This is a genomic window from Nocardia sp. NPDC049526 (assembly GCF_044465765.1).
Classification (GTDB): Bacteria; Actinomycetota; Actinomycetes; order Mycobacteriales; family Mycobacteriaceae; genus Nocardia.
Window position 1 is genome coordinate 274,866 of the sequence record NZ_JBITMA010000007.1, and the last position, 12,943, is coordinate 287,808.

The following is a 12,943-nucleotide window of genomic DNA, read 5'->3' on the forward strand; positions in this document are numbered from 1 at the left end:
GTGTATGGTCAAGCGATCGCGATGACCCGGTCGAGACCGCGCGGACGAAGGAGTGAGCAAGCCGGTGCGCACGCATGGATGGTCGGGGACGGCGCCCGTGGACGACGACGAAGCCGTCGAGCGCATCCTGGCCGCCGCGCGTCGAGCGATCGACCGATCAGGCAGCGATTACAGCATCGCGGAGGTCGCGCGCGCCCTCGGCGTCACCCGCCAGACCGTGTACCGCTATTTCCCCAGTGCGGAAGCACTTTTGACCGCGACCGCCATCGCGCAGACCACGCATTTCCTCGACGTCCTGGCCGAGCACGTGAGCAAGATCCATGACCCCGCCACCGCCGTTGTGGAAGCCATCGCCTACACCCTCGAACGTCTGCCTCACGAGAAATACCTCAACCTGCTGCTCACCCCCGGCCGCGCCAGCGCCTTCTCCGCGGGCGTAACCTCCGACACCGCACTGGCATTCGGCCGCTCGATCCTGCAACGCTTCGCTGTCGACTGGGCGGCCGCCGGGATCTCCGACACCGATCTGGACGAGCTCGTCGAGCACATGCTGCGCATCGTCCAGTCGTTCGTCATCGACCCCGGCCGCCCGCCCCGCCGCGGCGCAGAACTTCGCACTTACCTCACCACCTGGGTCGCCCCGGCACTCGAGCCGAGATAGCCGGCTGTGGCCAGTCGACGCCAGTGGGTGTCCGCGGGTGGGTATTCGGGAGTGCTGGAGAGTAGGATCGTGCTGGTCGGGGATGGGTTTGTTCGGTGTGAAATGCCGACGATCGGACGGTTTGAATAGAGGAGTGCTCGCGATCCGTCATCGGTTTGGAGGATTGATCATGCTTCGTATTTCGCTATTGGTTGCTACCGGTGCTGCAGCGATTGGCGCGGCGCTTTTTCCGGTGAGTGCGCAGGCTGGTCCGGATGATCCTGGGACGCCGTGTGGGGACCAGATGGTCATGAATACGCATCGGGAGTGCGTTCAGATCGGCAGCTTTTGCACGCTGTCGGATGGGATGATCATCGGGAATATCGGGCCCGATGGGCGGTGTGTTATTCCCGGTACGAATATTTGAGGCTGTTGAATCCACGGTTGCACCTAATTCCAGTCAGGTGCAGGGGGTTTCGTGTCGGTCGGGGGGAAAGTTGTCGAGGCTAGCGGCCTCTGGGGTATTTGGTTACCACGGTGCCGTCGGTGTCGGCGGCCAGGTAGGCGCCGCCGTAGTCGTCGGTCAGGTAGACCATGACTGTTGGTTGGTCGTTGTTGAAGGTCCAGGCCGGGTCGACGATTACGTAGCGGAGGGTGGGGTTGGGGATGCCGAGGCTTTCGTCGGCGGTGCGGAATAGGTCGGGGAGGATGTCCCAGTTGATCGAGCTCAGCTTTACGGTGGCCTTGTCCGAGAGTGGGCCGCCCGCGCCTTTCCTGGTGGCTGTTCCGTCGCGGTATACGAAGAGGTCGTAGAGGTCGGGTTTGTTTTTGACCGGTGCGCCGACGTTGGCGTAGGTCGGGTAGAACGTTGCTTCGTTGAATTCGTCGCTGCCGGAGACCTTTTCGAGTGCGGTGATCGCCTGGCGGATGTTGGCCGGGGTCAGGAGGTCGACGGTTTTGCCGGTTACGGGTGCTCCGGATGTCGGGAGTGCGGCTCGGCTTGTGGCGGGGAATTCATCGGTGGTGGGGGGATTGCCCGGATCGGCCTGGTTTCCGGTCGAATCGGGGCGCAGGGCCACTATCGTGATCGTGGCGACGACGGCAGCGATGAGTGCGGCAGCCGCGAGGCCGATGGCCATCCCGCGTGAGAGTGGTTTGTGCGCAGGGGGATTCATGGAGCCATATGGGTGCGCGGCGGGTGCCACGCCGCTGGACCCGTGGAACTCGTCGACTGAGCCAGGCGAATTGAACCCACCGGATGCACTGCCCGCGCCTCGCGAATTGAATACGCCGGGTGCATAGGCTGCGTCGGGTGTGTTGCGCACGCCCGGTGTGCTGAATGCGCCGGGTGTATTGCTTGCGCCGCGTGCCATGAATGCGCCCGGCGCGTTGCCTGCGTCTGGCGTGCCGAATCCGCCAGGTGTGTTGGCCGCGCTCAGCGTGTCGAATCCGCCACGCGCATTTCCTGCGCCAGGGGTGTCGAATGCACTGGGAGTGCGGTATCCGCCGGGGCCATAGCCTGCGCCCGGCGTGCTGAAGCCGGGTCCATGGGTCGCACCTGGGGGATTGAATCCACCCGGCGCATCGGCCGCACTCGGCGTTCCGAACCCACTCTGCCCGTCAAAAGCCTGTGGGCCGCTGCCCGCATCGGGGTCACCAAGAACTCCTGGGCCGCTGCCCGCGCCCGGTCCACCAAGAGCCCCCGGATCACTGCTCCCACCCTGCCGATCAGAAGCTCCCGGCCCACTACCCACACCCGCCCCACCAAACACTCCCGGCGCAGCACCGAACCCAATTGCCCGCGCAAGCATCAGATCCACCTGCTCGGCACTCGGCCGACGATTCGGATCAGGCACCAACAGCGCCGTCAAAACCGCAGTCAACACCCCAGCTCGCTGCGGCGGCGGCACTGCCCCGCTGATCACCGCCGCCAGCGTGGCAACAGTCGACTCCCGCCGCATCGGGTGAAAACCCTCAACCGCGAAATACAGCAGCAGACCGAGCGACCACAGATCGGAGGCCGTGTGCCCCTCCTGACCACTGAGCCGTTCCGGCGCAACATAATCAAGCGAGCCGACCACACTTCCGGTGGAGGTCAGCCCGGTCATATCGTTGAGCGCTGCGATACCGAAATCGGTCAGAACCGGGGAACCGTCTTCGCGCAGCAGCACATTCGCGGGTTTGATATCGCGATGCAGTACACCCACCTGATGCGCGGCACGGAGGGCGGCCAGGATGCCCCGGCCGAGGTGCGCCACTTGCAAAGGCGGCATCGGTCCACTCGCCAGGTGATCGGCGAGACTTTGTCCGCGAACCAGTTCCATGACGATCCACGGATGCGCCACTTCGGGTGAATCCACGATGTGGTGGATGGCAACGACATTCGGATGACCGATCCGGGCCAGCGCCCTGGCCTCCCGCAGCACCCGCTCGCGGTGCACGCCGGGCGAGCCTGCGCCATCCGTCTCCGCCCGCACCTCCTTGAGCGCGACCTCACGATGCAGCGCGAGGTCATACGCACGCCACACCGTCCCCATACCGCCGCTACCGAGCGGCTCGAGCAACTCGAAACGCCCGTCGACCACTGCACGCTCGGAAATCACGGCGCAAGCCTATGGTATCGGCGCGCCCACACGACATACGTGTTTCACATGCGTCACGATCGGCGGAGATGAGGCGGTCCAGTCCGGCGAGGATGTTGGCGTGCCACTCTGCCGGTCGCGACCCGTCCGGTCCTGATCTGCTCGGCAGGCGCGGCGCATCCGAAAATGCGCGAACTGCTCGGCCCGGACTGGAAGACCCGGCACCGCTTCGAATTCGCCTTGTACACAACGGTTGCCACGCTCGCTTGGCAACACCTGCCGCGCAGGCTCACCCTGACGTCGTTGGCCCACAACCGATTCCGATACGAGAAGATCCGGGCTCGATACAAGAGCCTGCAGCTGGACTCCTTCGCCGCCTCGGCCTGAACCGTGCTACTTCCCGGTGCCGACCAACTGGTCGAAGAAGGCGCGGTAGCTGCGCAGCGCCAGCCGCAGATCCTCGGTATCGCCGTCCTCCTCGCGCGACCACAGTCGTTCCAATGACTGCTTCCGCTCGGCCAGAGTGGCGGACAACTGCTGAACTGTCGCCATGACCAGATCGTCGGCCTGTGTCACCGCGTCGTGCGGGCTGTCCACGAAACTGCCCTGCAACTGCCGCCATGCAGTGCGCAGGCGCTCGACATCGGCGGCCCCGAAGAGCGGCTGATCGCCGATTTCCTGCTGCCCTGTGGCCGTGCGCTCATCTGTGGCCGCGCTCTTGTCCGCCGCCGTGCCCCCGCCTGTGGCCGCGCGCTGGTCTGCGGCCGTGCGCTGGTCTGTGGGCGTGCGCTGGTCTGCGGCTGCGCTCTCGCCTGTGGTCGTGCGCTGGTCTGCGGCTGCACCCTCGCCCCTGGTCGCCCGCTCACTCTCAGCCGAGCCTTCGCCCGCCGTACCCTCCGCCCCGCTCGCCTCGGCTTCGGATATCGGCGCCGGTCCATACGACGCAGCCGAATCGCCCTCGGTCCCGGTGCGTGTCCCGGTCGGGGAAACACCTTCCGGCACTTCGCCTTCCAGACTCCGCTCCCGCTCCTGTCCCGTGCTCATTGCTTTACATCCTTCTTCTCGCCCGGCGCGCCGCCGAGTAGGTCCTCGAACAACTCGCGGTACTGCACCACCGCGAATCGCATGTCCTCGGTGGAGATTCGGGTATCGGAGCGCCGGATCGCGATCTCGTGCGCGGCGCGATAGTGGCCCACCGTCGCCGCATGCTCGACGGACAGATCGGCGAGTTGCTGGTCATACCCTTCGGTGGGGTAGCCCCGCTCGGCCATGATGTCGGCCACCAGCACATCGGCCGCGGTCACCGCATCCGCCGGAGCGTCGACGAAGCGCTCCTGCATTTGCGCCCACTCCGTGCGATACCGCTGCTTCTCCTGCTCCGACAGCTCACGGATATCGAGTTCGGCATGGCGCCGCTCCCGTTCGGACAGCTCCCGGTCGGTGGCTTTCCGGCTGTCCAGCTCTTCCCTGGTCCGGTCGTACTCGGGCCCGAACTTCTTGCGCAGCCGCTTTCTCCGCAGCATCGGCCAAGCCGCGACCAGCAACCCGGCCACGACCAAAACCACCACCACGACGACCACTACTGCTATCACTGCAGAAGACACGCGATCCTCCTAGCTCAGACGGTCGTGTCATCCACGTAATGCCTCGCCGACGGCCATCCAAACCTCAGGAACGGACGTCGACCGGCTCCGGCGCGGGCGTCGTTGCGCGCGGCGCGGCGCGGCGACTATTCAGCCAGGCACCGACGAACATCAGTGCGGCCCCGAGGGCCTGCGTCAGCGAGATGGACTCCCCGAGCCACATCCACGCGCAGCTGAGACCGAAGGCGGGCACGAGGAACATCGCCGCCGCCGCGGTCGCCGGTCCGACCTGACTCACCGCGCGGTAGTAGAGGACATATGCGAGAGCGGTGGGCAGCACGCCGAGATAGGCCTGATTGAGCCAGAATCCGAGGTCCAGCTCGGACCACCGAACGCCGGAAAATTCAGGAGCGGCGATGAGCCCGAGCGCGAGTGTGCCCGCAGCAGTGGCGTACACGGTGACGGTAGGGGCGGACAGCCGAGACAACAGCGGCGCTCCGAGCATCGTGTAACTCGCCCAGCAGGCCGCCGCCGCAAGGAAAACGAGATCGCCGAGCAGCCGATGGGATCCGGTCGCGGGGATGCCGAGAAAGAACACGCCCGCACCGGCGATCGCCACGGTCAGCCCCACCATTCGGATGCGAGACAGCCGTGTGCGGCCGAGCACCGCCGTCACAACTACCGTGAAAATCGGTGCGGCCATCGGCACGATCACGCTGCCGTCCGCCGCGGGGGCCAGGGCGAGCCCGAGAAAGAACAAAAAGTTATAGCCGAATACGCCGACCAACCCGAGCCCGGCCGCGCGAGCGGCATCGGCGGCCGGCAGTCGTGGTGCTCGCAGCACGATGAGCAGTACGACCGTGCCGATCAGAAATCGCAGAAATCCGGCGACCGCATGCGGCACCTCGTTCACCGCAAGTTTCGAGGAGGCGAACGCGCTGCCCCACAACGCCATGACCAGGACCAATAGCAATCGGATACGCACCGGTCGATCATCGGCGGGGGTCGCGCCCGAGTATTGAACGCTGGTGCGGTGACAATGGACAGGTGACCGAGCGTGAATGGGTCGACTACCGGCGAATGGCGGATCGCCCGGTCGAGGTCATGCACGCGCATTTCGAACGGCACGTCTACGACCTGCACAGTCACGAGACGTACTCGTTCGGACTGACCGAATTCGGCGCGCAGACCTTCGACTGCCGCGGCGCAACGCGCACCAGCGCGGCCGGCATGGTGATGGCCTTCAATCCGGACGAGCCGCACGACGGCCACAGCACGACCGAACTCGGATTCACCTATTGGATCGCGCATATCGGGTCCGAGTTGATCACCGATCTGCTCTCCGACCGCGCGGGCCGCCCGACCGGTCTGCCGTTGTTCACCGACCCGGTGCTCCGAGATCCGGTGCTTTCATCGGCCTTGCGCAGGCTTTGTGCGAGTCTGATCGGCCCCGCCACCGAACTCGCCGCCGACGAGGCCCTGGCCGCGTCGGTCGCGGCACTGGTGCAGCGTGGCACCCGAACGCCGACGAGAACCGCTGCGGTACAAGCTGGTTCGGCAGCCGATATCGCGCGACGGGTCCGCGCGGTACTGCACGATCGTTATCTCGACCCCATCTCCATGGACGATCTGGCCGAAGCCGCGGAATGCAGCCGATTCGCGCTGTATCGCGCCTTCCGCACCAATTACGGTCTGGCGCCGAGCGATTACCAACGATTGCTGCGGCTGCGCACGGCGCGCAGATTGATCGCCGCGGGCCGCCCGATCAGCCAGGCGGCGATCGAGGCCGGATTCGCCGATCAAGCCCATCTGACCCGCTGGTTCCGGCGCTGCTACGGCATTACGCCCGGCGTGTATTTCGAAGGGGGTCAGGGCTCGACGGGTTCGAGCGTCGCGCCGGTAAATGTCACGAAATCCGGTCCCTCGGTGAAACTTTCGGAATTTTCCTCGCCGATGTAGAGGTCCAGATGCCGTGGGCCGCCGAGCCCGGGTGTGAATTCGTCGCCGATCGTCCACGTTGTGGCACTGAATTTGCCGCATACGCTGTCCGGCCTTGCGCTCCCGCAACCGGTGAGCCGCAATCGAGTTCCCGGCTCGATGCCATCGGCGGCCGCACTCTCGAACGGACGCAGCGCCTCGCCTCGGGTGTCCCGCGGTTCGGTATCCAGCCAGAAGCCGACATCGTAGGACCAGTTCAGATATCGACCCGCGTGCTCGCCGCTGGTGATCCGGCCAGTGCCCTCATCGCGCACCACGTCGATGAAATCCTCTGGCAGCGAGCCTATTTCGACATCGGCGTCGGTACATTCGAGATCACCGCAGCCGCGTACGGTTTCGCCCGGTCCGGAGTGATAGGACTCGACGGCGGTGTAGTACACCGTCACCGTCCAGCCGTTCCATTCGTCGGCCTCGGTATCGAGTCCGCAGCCGACGGCGAGTGGCGACGCCACGAACAGTGACGCCGCGACCACCCCGAATCCGAACCTCACCGCAGCGATATTGCCCGACGCTCCGGGTGCCGCGCCACTCGGTGGCCTACCGAGCGGGCGGACGCGGCCACGGATTCTCCTCGAGATGCTCTATCGACATGTTGAACCGAGAGATGAGCCCGCTCAACTGCGCGATATCGGCGGCCGTCCAGTCGGCGACGACCGCGCCGATGCCCTCCTGACTCTGCTCGCGATCGGCGGTCACCAATTCCAGGCCCTTGGCGCTGGCCCGGATCTTGCGGGCAATGCCGCCGTCCGGATCGGGGACGCGCTCGACCAAGCCCTGCTTCAGCATCGCGGCGACCTGCCGGTTGATCGTGGAGATATCGAGCTGGAAGGCCTCCGACAGCTCGCGCAGGCTGAGCGGGAAGTCCATCTCCAGTCTGGTCAGGATCAGATACGCCGACCGGTCGAGCTGGAATCCGGGCCGACGCAGGAGAGAGGCCGGGAAGTGCCGGGAGAGCAGGGTCAACTCGAAGACGAGGCGGGTGAGTTCATCGTCATTCTCGGGACCTGATTCGGGCATGGCCCACACTATGTCGGCTGAATCACGCCGATTGCAAATTGTGCACGATACATAGGATATGTACCGTACATATTCATGACTGTTGCAGCCGACGCGTCTTCGACCGTCACCGAGAACGACGCCCGGCGCCGTCCCGCATCCGGCCTACTCATAGCGACCCTCGGCATGGTCGGTGTCGTCGTATCGCTGATGCAGACGCTGGTCATTCCGATCATTCCCACGCTGCCGACGCTGCTGGACACCTCGGCGTCCAATGCGTCCTGGGTGATCACGGCGGCCCTGCTGGCCGGTGCCGTCGCGACCCCGATCAGTGGCCGACTCGGCGATATGTTCGGCAAGCGCCGGGTGCTGTTCGCCAATCTGGTGTCAATGGTCGCCGGTTCGGTGGTGTGCGCGCTGTCCTCCGCGCTGGCGCCCGAAATCATCGGGCGCTCGCTGCAGGGTGCGGCGGTCGGCGCGATCCCGCTCGGCATCAGCATCATGCGTGACGAATTGCCCGCCGAGAAGGTGGGTTCCGCGATGGCGATCATGAGTGCGACACTCGGTGTCGGCGGTGCGCTCGGCCTGCCGCTGGCGGCGGCGATCGCGCAGAATACGGACTGGCACATGCTGTTCTGGACCGCGGCCGGGCTCGGTGTCGTCTGTGCCGCACTGGTTTTCGTCTTCGTACCGGAGTCGCCGGTGCGCACACCTGCGCGTTTCGATTTCGGTGGTGCGGTCGGGCTGTCGATTGCGTTGCTGGCCTTGCTGATTCCGATCACCAAGGGCGCGGACTGGGGCTGGGGCAGTGCGAGCACGCTCGGCCTGTTCGCGCTCTCCCTCGTGACATTCCTCATCTGGGGCTACTTCGAACTGAAGCAGCGCTCACCGCTGGTCGACCTGCGGGTCTCGGCGCGGCCGCGCGTACTGTTCACCAACCTCGCTTCCATCGCGGTCGGGTTCGCGCTCTACGGTATGTCGCTGACCTTCCCGCAGCTGATGATGGCGCCGGAGCAGACCGGATACGGCTTCGGCCTGTCCATGGTCAATGCCGGATTGGCACTGGCTCCAACGGGATTCGTGATGATCCTGCTGTCGCCGGTGTCGGCGCGGCTGTCGGCGGCGCGCGGCCCGAAGGTCACATTGGCGCTCGGTTCGGCGGTGATCGCGGTCGGTTATCTGTGTGCCGTAGTGCTGATGAACAGCGTCTGGGAGCTGATGATCGCGGCGATGATCGTCGCGGGCGGTGTGGGTCTGGCCTACGCCGCGATGCCCGCGCTGATCATGGGTGCGGTGCCGCTCACCGAGACTGCCGCGGCCAACGGCCTCAATTCGCTGATGCGCTCGATCGGTACGTCGACCTCGGCGGCGGTGATGAGCGTGGTGCTCGCCCACATGACGATGCAGCTCGGCTCGCATGTACTGCCCTCGCGCGACGGCTTCCACACCACCTTCCTGATCGCCACGGCCGCGGCCCTGGTCGCCATCGTGCTCACGCTGGTGATTCCGATGCGCAAGGCAGCCGATGCCGCAGATAAGACCGGGCACGCCTGATCATCGGGTCACGAGCCCGAACGGCCACGGGGCCGATCCTCAACGAAGAGGATCGGTCCCGTTTGCCTGCTCAGCGGTGAATTCGGCGAAGCGTGCCGCGATCCGATCCGGAAATTCGCCGTTGACGGCGTGCGAGGCCGGCGGCCACACCTCTACCTGAGCGCCGGGAATGGTGCGCGCGGTCGCGGCGGCGCGCTCGGCATCGTGAACGATGCTGCGCCCGGCCAGGATTGCCAGTACCGGCACCTCGATGCCGGTGAGTTCGGCTTCGGTCGGTCGCGCGGGCATCGGCTGGGTTCCGGTGAAATCCCGCATGGCCGAAGCGATCAGCCGTCCCTCGGGCACCGAATCATCGGCACGGGCGCCGCCGGAAATCCAGCTCAACAGCCGGTATCGGACCTTCATCGGCATACCGGGAATGACACTGCCCAGCGATACCGTGATCATTTTCCAGCTCAGCGGCGCAAAGGTATTCGCCGGATCGAGCACCGTCACCGAGGCCACGCATTCGGGCCGATGAATGGCCACCTGGGTGGCGAGCCAGCCGCCGATGCTCACGCCGAGCAGATGCACCCGCTCCAGACCGATCCCTGCCAACGCCTCCGCGACCCACGTCGCCTGGTCCGCCGCATCGACAAGCGGTTTGCGCTGGGTGCTCGCGCCGGGCTCGCCGATGCTATCGATCGACCACACGGTGCGTTGGGCCATCAGCCCAGGCAGATTGGCCCGCCACATCGGTGTCGACGCTTGCCTACCGGACAGCAGCACCAGCGGTGTCCCGGGCTTGTCGCCGAAGCGATAGCCGCGCACCGGCCCGAACGAAGTCGACACCGCGACCCGCTCGGCCGGTTCCGGCAACTGCGCCATACCGGCGCGGTATGCCGCCGCGAAGCGGTCGAAACCGGCTCGGTTCGCGAAGTAGCCGACCTTTTCGTCGGGCTTACCGATATTGGGCTCGAGGAACAACTCGTCGGATGTCATCAATCCGACCCTAGCCGCGGGATGCTTCAGTCGATCGGCACCAGGGTGTACATCCACCATGGCCGCCGCGGGAATTCGGACATGAAGACGTTCAATGTCATTCGGCGCAGTTCGCGGCGTGCCGGATCGCGCACGTGGATCCATGGCCTGGCGATATCGGCCGGTGTGACATCGGTGAGCCACAGTTGCTCCCACTCCGGCGCCGACCGGCAGGCGGAGATGATCTTGTCCAGCCGCTCCTGCGGCACCAGGCCCGGCGCCATCATCCGCAGCGCGTAGACCATCAGATGCGCCTCCTTGTGCCACTCGTGCACGGCCTGCCTGGCCGCCGGATTGAGCATCGTCCACTCGAGGATATTGTCGCCGGGCTCGAGCCCGGGAAATAGCCGCAGGTAAGCGGAGTTCGCGGCGACCAGATCGAAGGTGGGCACGATCTGGAACCAGGCGGGCTGGGCAAGGCCGCGCAAAGTGCGCAGATCGGTGGGCAGCGGCACGCTCGGCACCGGGCCGAAGGTCTCCGGAAACTGGCTCGCCTGGGTGAGACTCACGATGTGGTCGCGGAAGAACACCGGGACACCCAGTGCATCGAACAACCGGCCCAGCGTCGCCGAGGTCGGCGCGACCACGCCCTGTTCGAAATCCTGGATCACCGTCTGCGGAAATCCGGTGGCCATCGCCATCGCGGCCTGGGTCAGCCCAGCGGCTTCCCGGCGTTCCCGCAGATAGCGGGCGATCGAAGGGCGGGTCTCCGCCATGGTGATATGCCTCCTGATTCCCTCGGGATCAAGAGTTGATCCCCCCGTTCACATACCCGCTCCAACCTAACTTCGACCGAAAAACCTTGCCGCGACGCTGGATAACGCTACGGCGCCATTTCGACGGACTCGGTATAACGCCGCGCGAGGGTGCGAAGGTGCGCAACCAGTTGCGGCGGGCCGTCGACCCGAAAGTCCATCATCAGCATGCTCAGGTAGATGGCAATGGTCTCCAGGGCATCCGCGCCGGTCAGCAGGATGCAGGTATCGGCGTCGACGGCCTCGACCACGCCGACGGCCGGGTTGATGCGGGCGATCACCGTCTCGGCGGGCGCCAGAACCGTCACCCGGGCATGCACTTTCCAACCTGTGCTGGCGATGTGGCGCATGACGAACGCCACCAGATCGCCATCGGGCAGTGACCGTGCGGCGAAGCGGCGCGACCCCGCGACGGCGCGCTGTACCCGGGCGACGGGAATCGCACGCCAGGAATGGGTTTCGAGGTCGTAGGCGACCAGATACCAGCGGCGCTGCCAGTTGATGAGCCGGTAGGGCTCGATTTCGTTGTCCGCGTCTGGATCCAGGGCGATGTGCACGGTGGCGCCATCGCGGATGGCGCTCGCGAGCGTGGTCAGTATCGCGGCCGGGACCGGGGCATCCGGTTCGCGTGAACCGGTGGTCGCCGGTCCGATGGCAGTCGCGTTGCGCAGTGCGGTCACCTTGCGCTGCAAGCGTTTCGGCAGGATCTGTTCGAGCTTCGCCAGCGCGCGTGCGGCGTTCTCGGTGATATCGGCGATGCCGGTGGAGCCGTCCTCGGCCAGGCCGATGGCCACGGCCACCGCGACAGCCTCATCGTCGTCGAGCAGCAGCGGCGGCATGGTGCTACCGCGGCCGAGTCGGTAACCGCCGATCGCACCCCGCTCGGCGTGCACCGGATAACCGAGTTCGCGCAGTCGTTGGATGTCGTTGCGCAGCGTCCGATCCGTGATGTCGAGCCGTTCGGCCAGTTCACGGCCGGTATGCGCGCGGTCCTGCAGTAGCGAGAGCAGGCGCAGAACTCGCGTTGTGGTGGCCGCCACCGTCGCCTCCGGAAATCTTTTGGGATGAAGCCGATGTATTAGGAACGAAACTAGCCTAATGCCCTCATAGGCTTGGTGACATCAGCAAGAAGGAAAAAGAAAGGCCAGCCATGAACAGCACCACTGCCGCCGACGCCACCGCGACCCTGCGCCCCGTCTGGCGCGATGTCCTCGCCACCTCCTACCGCGCTCTGACCGAAGTGGTCGCCGGTATCGGCGACGACCAGTGGCAGCTGCCGACCCCATGCTCGGAATGGGATGTCACGCAGGTGATTCAGCACGCCGCGGGCGATCAGCTCGCCTTCGCCAAGGCGCTCGGTATCGGAATCGGCCCTTCCTACAACCCCTTCGCCCCATCCGGCGCCATCGACGGCACGGCCGCCGAGTTGGTCCGCGATGCGGTCGAGCAGACCGCGACCGCCTGGGCCACGGTCACCGACGAGACCGAAACCGTCCCCACGCCGCTGCCGCACGGCGTGCTGCCGACCCCGGTCGCCGCGGTCATGTGCGCCTTGGACGCGGCCGTGCACGCCTGGGATATCGCGATCGCGACCGGACAGCCGTCCCCGTTGAACGACGAGCTCGCCGGACACCTGCTCACCGCCGCGCAGACCATGAACCCGGCGCCGGGCGGCGGTCCAGAGGCGGAAATCGTTGAGCCGCTGCGTCAGTGGGGTGCCTACGCCGCGATCGTCGATGGCGCGGCGGACGACACGGCCGTCGCCGAGTTGCTGCGCTACCTCGGTCGCGATCCGCAAGCCTGATTCGACCGGGT

Annotated in this window: 14 protein-coding genes; 5 read left to right on the top strand and 9 right to left on the bottom strand. The window is 66.0% G+C overall.

Going from position 1 to position 12,943, the window contains the following annotated elements; all coding sequences use genetic code 11:
- The first annotated feature begins 64 nt into the window (after window positions 1-64).
- Window positions 65-661 (top strand): TetR/AcrR family transcriptional regulator, encoded by a 597-nt coding sequence (locus ACIBW7_RS23285; RefSeq protein ID WP_397049514.1) that lies wholly within the window; start codon window positions 65-67, stop codon window positions 659-661.
- A 485-nt stretch (window positions 662-1,146) separates the two neighbouring features.
- On the opposite strand, the gene ACIBW7_RS23290 is transcribed toward ACIBW7_RS23285, so the two are convergent.
- Window positions 1,147-3,243, bottom strand: a complete 2,097-nt coding sequence (locus tag ACIBW7_RS23290; protein WP_397049517.1) for a protein kinase — start codon at window positions 3,241-3,243, stop codon at window positions 1,147-1,149.
- Window positions 3,244-3,408: 165 nt separating this feature from the next.
- Between ACIBW7_RS23290 and ACIBW7_RS23295 the strand changes: the two genes are divergently transcribed.
- Window positions 3,409-3,609 carry a hypothetical protein gene (locus ACIBW7_RS23295; RefSeq protein WP_397049519.1) on the top strand — a complete coding sequence of 67 codons (201 nt, stop codon included), beginning with the start codon at window positions 3,409-3,411 and terminating at the stop codon, window positions 3,607-3,609.
- A 6-nt stretch (window positions 3,610-3,615) separates the two neighbouring features.
- On the opposite strand, the gene ACIBW7_RS23300 is transcribed toward ACIBW7_RS23295, so the two are convergent.
- From ACIBW7_RS23300 to ACIBW7_RS23310, 3 genes are all read right to left on the bottom strand, one after another.
- Entirely contained in the window at window positions 3,616-4,266 is a 651-nt protein-coding gene (locus tag ACIBW7_RS23300; RefSeq protein ID WP_397049521.1) for a hypothetical protein, read from the bottom strand.
- Window positions 4,263-4,826, bottom strand: coding sequence for a hypothetical protein (locus ACIBW7_RS23305; RefSeq protein WP_397049523.1), 564 nt, complete (start codon window positions 4,824-4,826; stop codon window positions 4,263-4,265). The genes ACIBW7_RS23300 and ACIBW7_RS23305 overlap by 4 nt, the downstream gene beginning before the upstream one ends.
- 64 nt (window positions 4,827-4,890) lie before the next feature.
- A complete protein-coding gene (locus ACIBW7_RS23310; RefSeq protein ID WP_397049525.1) occupies window positions 4,891-5,790 on the bottom strand; it encodes a DMT family transporter in 900 nt (299 codons plus the stop codon).
- 62 nt (window positions 5,791-5,852) lie between these two features.
- Between ACIBW7_RS23310 and ACIBW7_RS23315 the strand changes: the two genes are divergently transcribed.
- A complete protein-coding gene (locus ACIBW7_RS23315) occupies window positions 5,853-6,764 on the top strand; it encodes an AraC family transcriptional regulator (protein WP_397049527.1) in 912 nt (303 codons plus the stop codon).
- Here ACIBW7_RS23315 and ACIBW7_RS23320 read toward each other — a convergent pair.
- Window positions 6,674-7,294 carry a hypothetical protein gene (locus ACIBW7_RS23320; protein WP_397049529.1) on the bottom strand — a complete coding sequence of 207 codons (621 nt, stop codon included), beginning with the start codon at window positions 7,292-7,294 and terminating at the stop codon, window positions 6,674-6,676. The two genes, ACIBW7_RS23315 and ACIBW7_RS23320, sit on opposite strands and share 91 nt — an antisense overlap.
- A gap of 46 nt (window positions 7,295-7,340) precedes the next feature.
- A complete protein-coding gene (locus ACIBW7_RS23325; RefSeq protein WP_387296057.1) occupies window positions 7,341-7,820 on the bottom strand; it encodes a MarR family winged helix-turn-helix transcriptional regulator in 480 nt (159 codons plus the stop codon).
- A 75-nt stretch (window positions 7,821-7,895) separates the two neighbouring features.
- Here ACIBW7_RS23325 and ACIBW7_RS23330 point away from each other — a divergent pair, with 75 nt between their 5' ends.
- Window positions 7,896-9,353 carry an MFS transporter gene (locus ACIBW7_RS23330; RefSeq protein WP_397049532.1) on the top strand — a complete coding sequence of 486 codons (1,458 nt, stop codon included), beginning with the start codon at window positions 7,896-7,898 and terminating at the stop codon, window positions 9,351-9,353.
- Between the two features lie 39 nt (window positions 9,354-9,392).
- On the opposite strand, the gene ACIBW7_RS23335 is transcribed toward ACIBW7_RS23330, so the two are convergent.
- The 3 genes from ACIBW7_RS23335 to ACIBW7_RS23345 form a co-directional block, all read right to left on the bottom strand.
- The gene (locus tag ACIBW7_RS23335) at window positions 9,393-10,334 is read right to left on the bottom strand and encodes an alpha/beta fold hydrolase (protein WP_397049534.1); all 942 of its coding nucleotides are present in this window, start codon (window positions 10,332-10,334) and stop codon (window positions 9,393-9,395) included.
- A 26-nt stretch (window positions 10,335-10,360) separates the two neighbouring features.
- Window positions 10,361-11,089 carry a helix-turn-helix domain-containing protein gene (locus tag ACIBW7_RS23340; protein ID WP_397049536.1) on the bottom strand — a complete coding sequence of 243 codons (729 nt, stop codon included), beginning with the start codon at window positions 11,087-11,089 and terminating at the stop codon, window positions 10,361-10,363.
- Between the two features lie 107 nt (window positions 11,090-11,196).
- Window positions 11,197-12,168, bottom strand: coding sequence for a helix-turn-helix transcriptional regulator (locus tag ACIBW7_RS23345; protein WP_397049538.1), 972 nt, complete (start codon window positions 12,166-12,168; stop codon window positions 11,197-11,199).
- A 110-nt stretch (window positions 12,169-12,278) separates the two neighbouring features.
- Between ACIBW7_RS23345 and ACIBW7_RS23350 the strand changes: the two genes are divergently transcribed.
- Window positions 12,279-12,932, top strand: a complete 654-nt coding sequence (locus ACIBW7_RS23350) for a TIGR03086 family metal-binding protein (RefSeq protein ID WP_397049540.1) — start codon at window positions 12,279-12,281, stop codon at window positions 12,930-12,932.
- Window positions 12,933-12,943: the final 11 nt, after the last annotated feature.

What these genes read in the sequence shown, in the direction of transcription:
- ACIBW7_RS23300 (WP_397049521.1), bottom strand. Translation starts at nt 4,266, where the DNA reads ATGAGCACGGGACAGGAGCGGGAGCGGAGTCTGGAAGGCGAAGTGCCG.
- ACIBW7_RS23295 (WP_397049519.1), top strand. Translation starts at nt 3,409, where the DNA reads ATGCGCGAACTGCTCGGCCCGGACTGGAAGACCCGGCACCGCTTCGAA.
- ACIBW7_RS23325 (WP_387296057.1), bottom strand. Translation starts at nt 7,820, where the DNA reads ATGCCCGAATCAGGTCCCGAGAATGACGATGAACTCACCCGCCTCGTC.
- ACIBW7_RS23350 (WP_397049540.1), top strand. Translation starts at nt 12,279, where the DNA reads ATGAACAGCACCACTGCCGCCGACGCCACCGCGACCCTGCGCCCCGTC.
- ACIBW7_RS23335 (WP_397049534.1), bottom strand. Translation starts at nt 10,334, where the DNA reads ATGACATCCGACGAGTTGTTCCTCGAGCCCAATATCGGTAAGCCCGAC.
- ACIBW7_RS23330 (WP_397049532.1), top strand. Translation starts at nt 7,896, where the DNA reads ATGACTGTTGCAGCCGACGCGTCTTCGACCGTCACCGAGAACGACGCC.
- ACIBW7_RS23340 (WP_397049536.1), bottom strand. Translation starts at nt 11,089, where the DNA reads ATGGCGGAGACCCGCCCTTCGATCGCCCGCTATCTGCGGGAACGCCGG.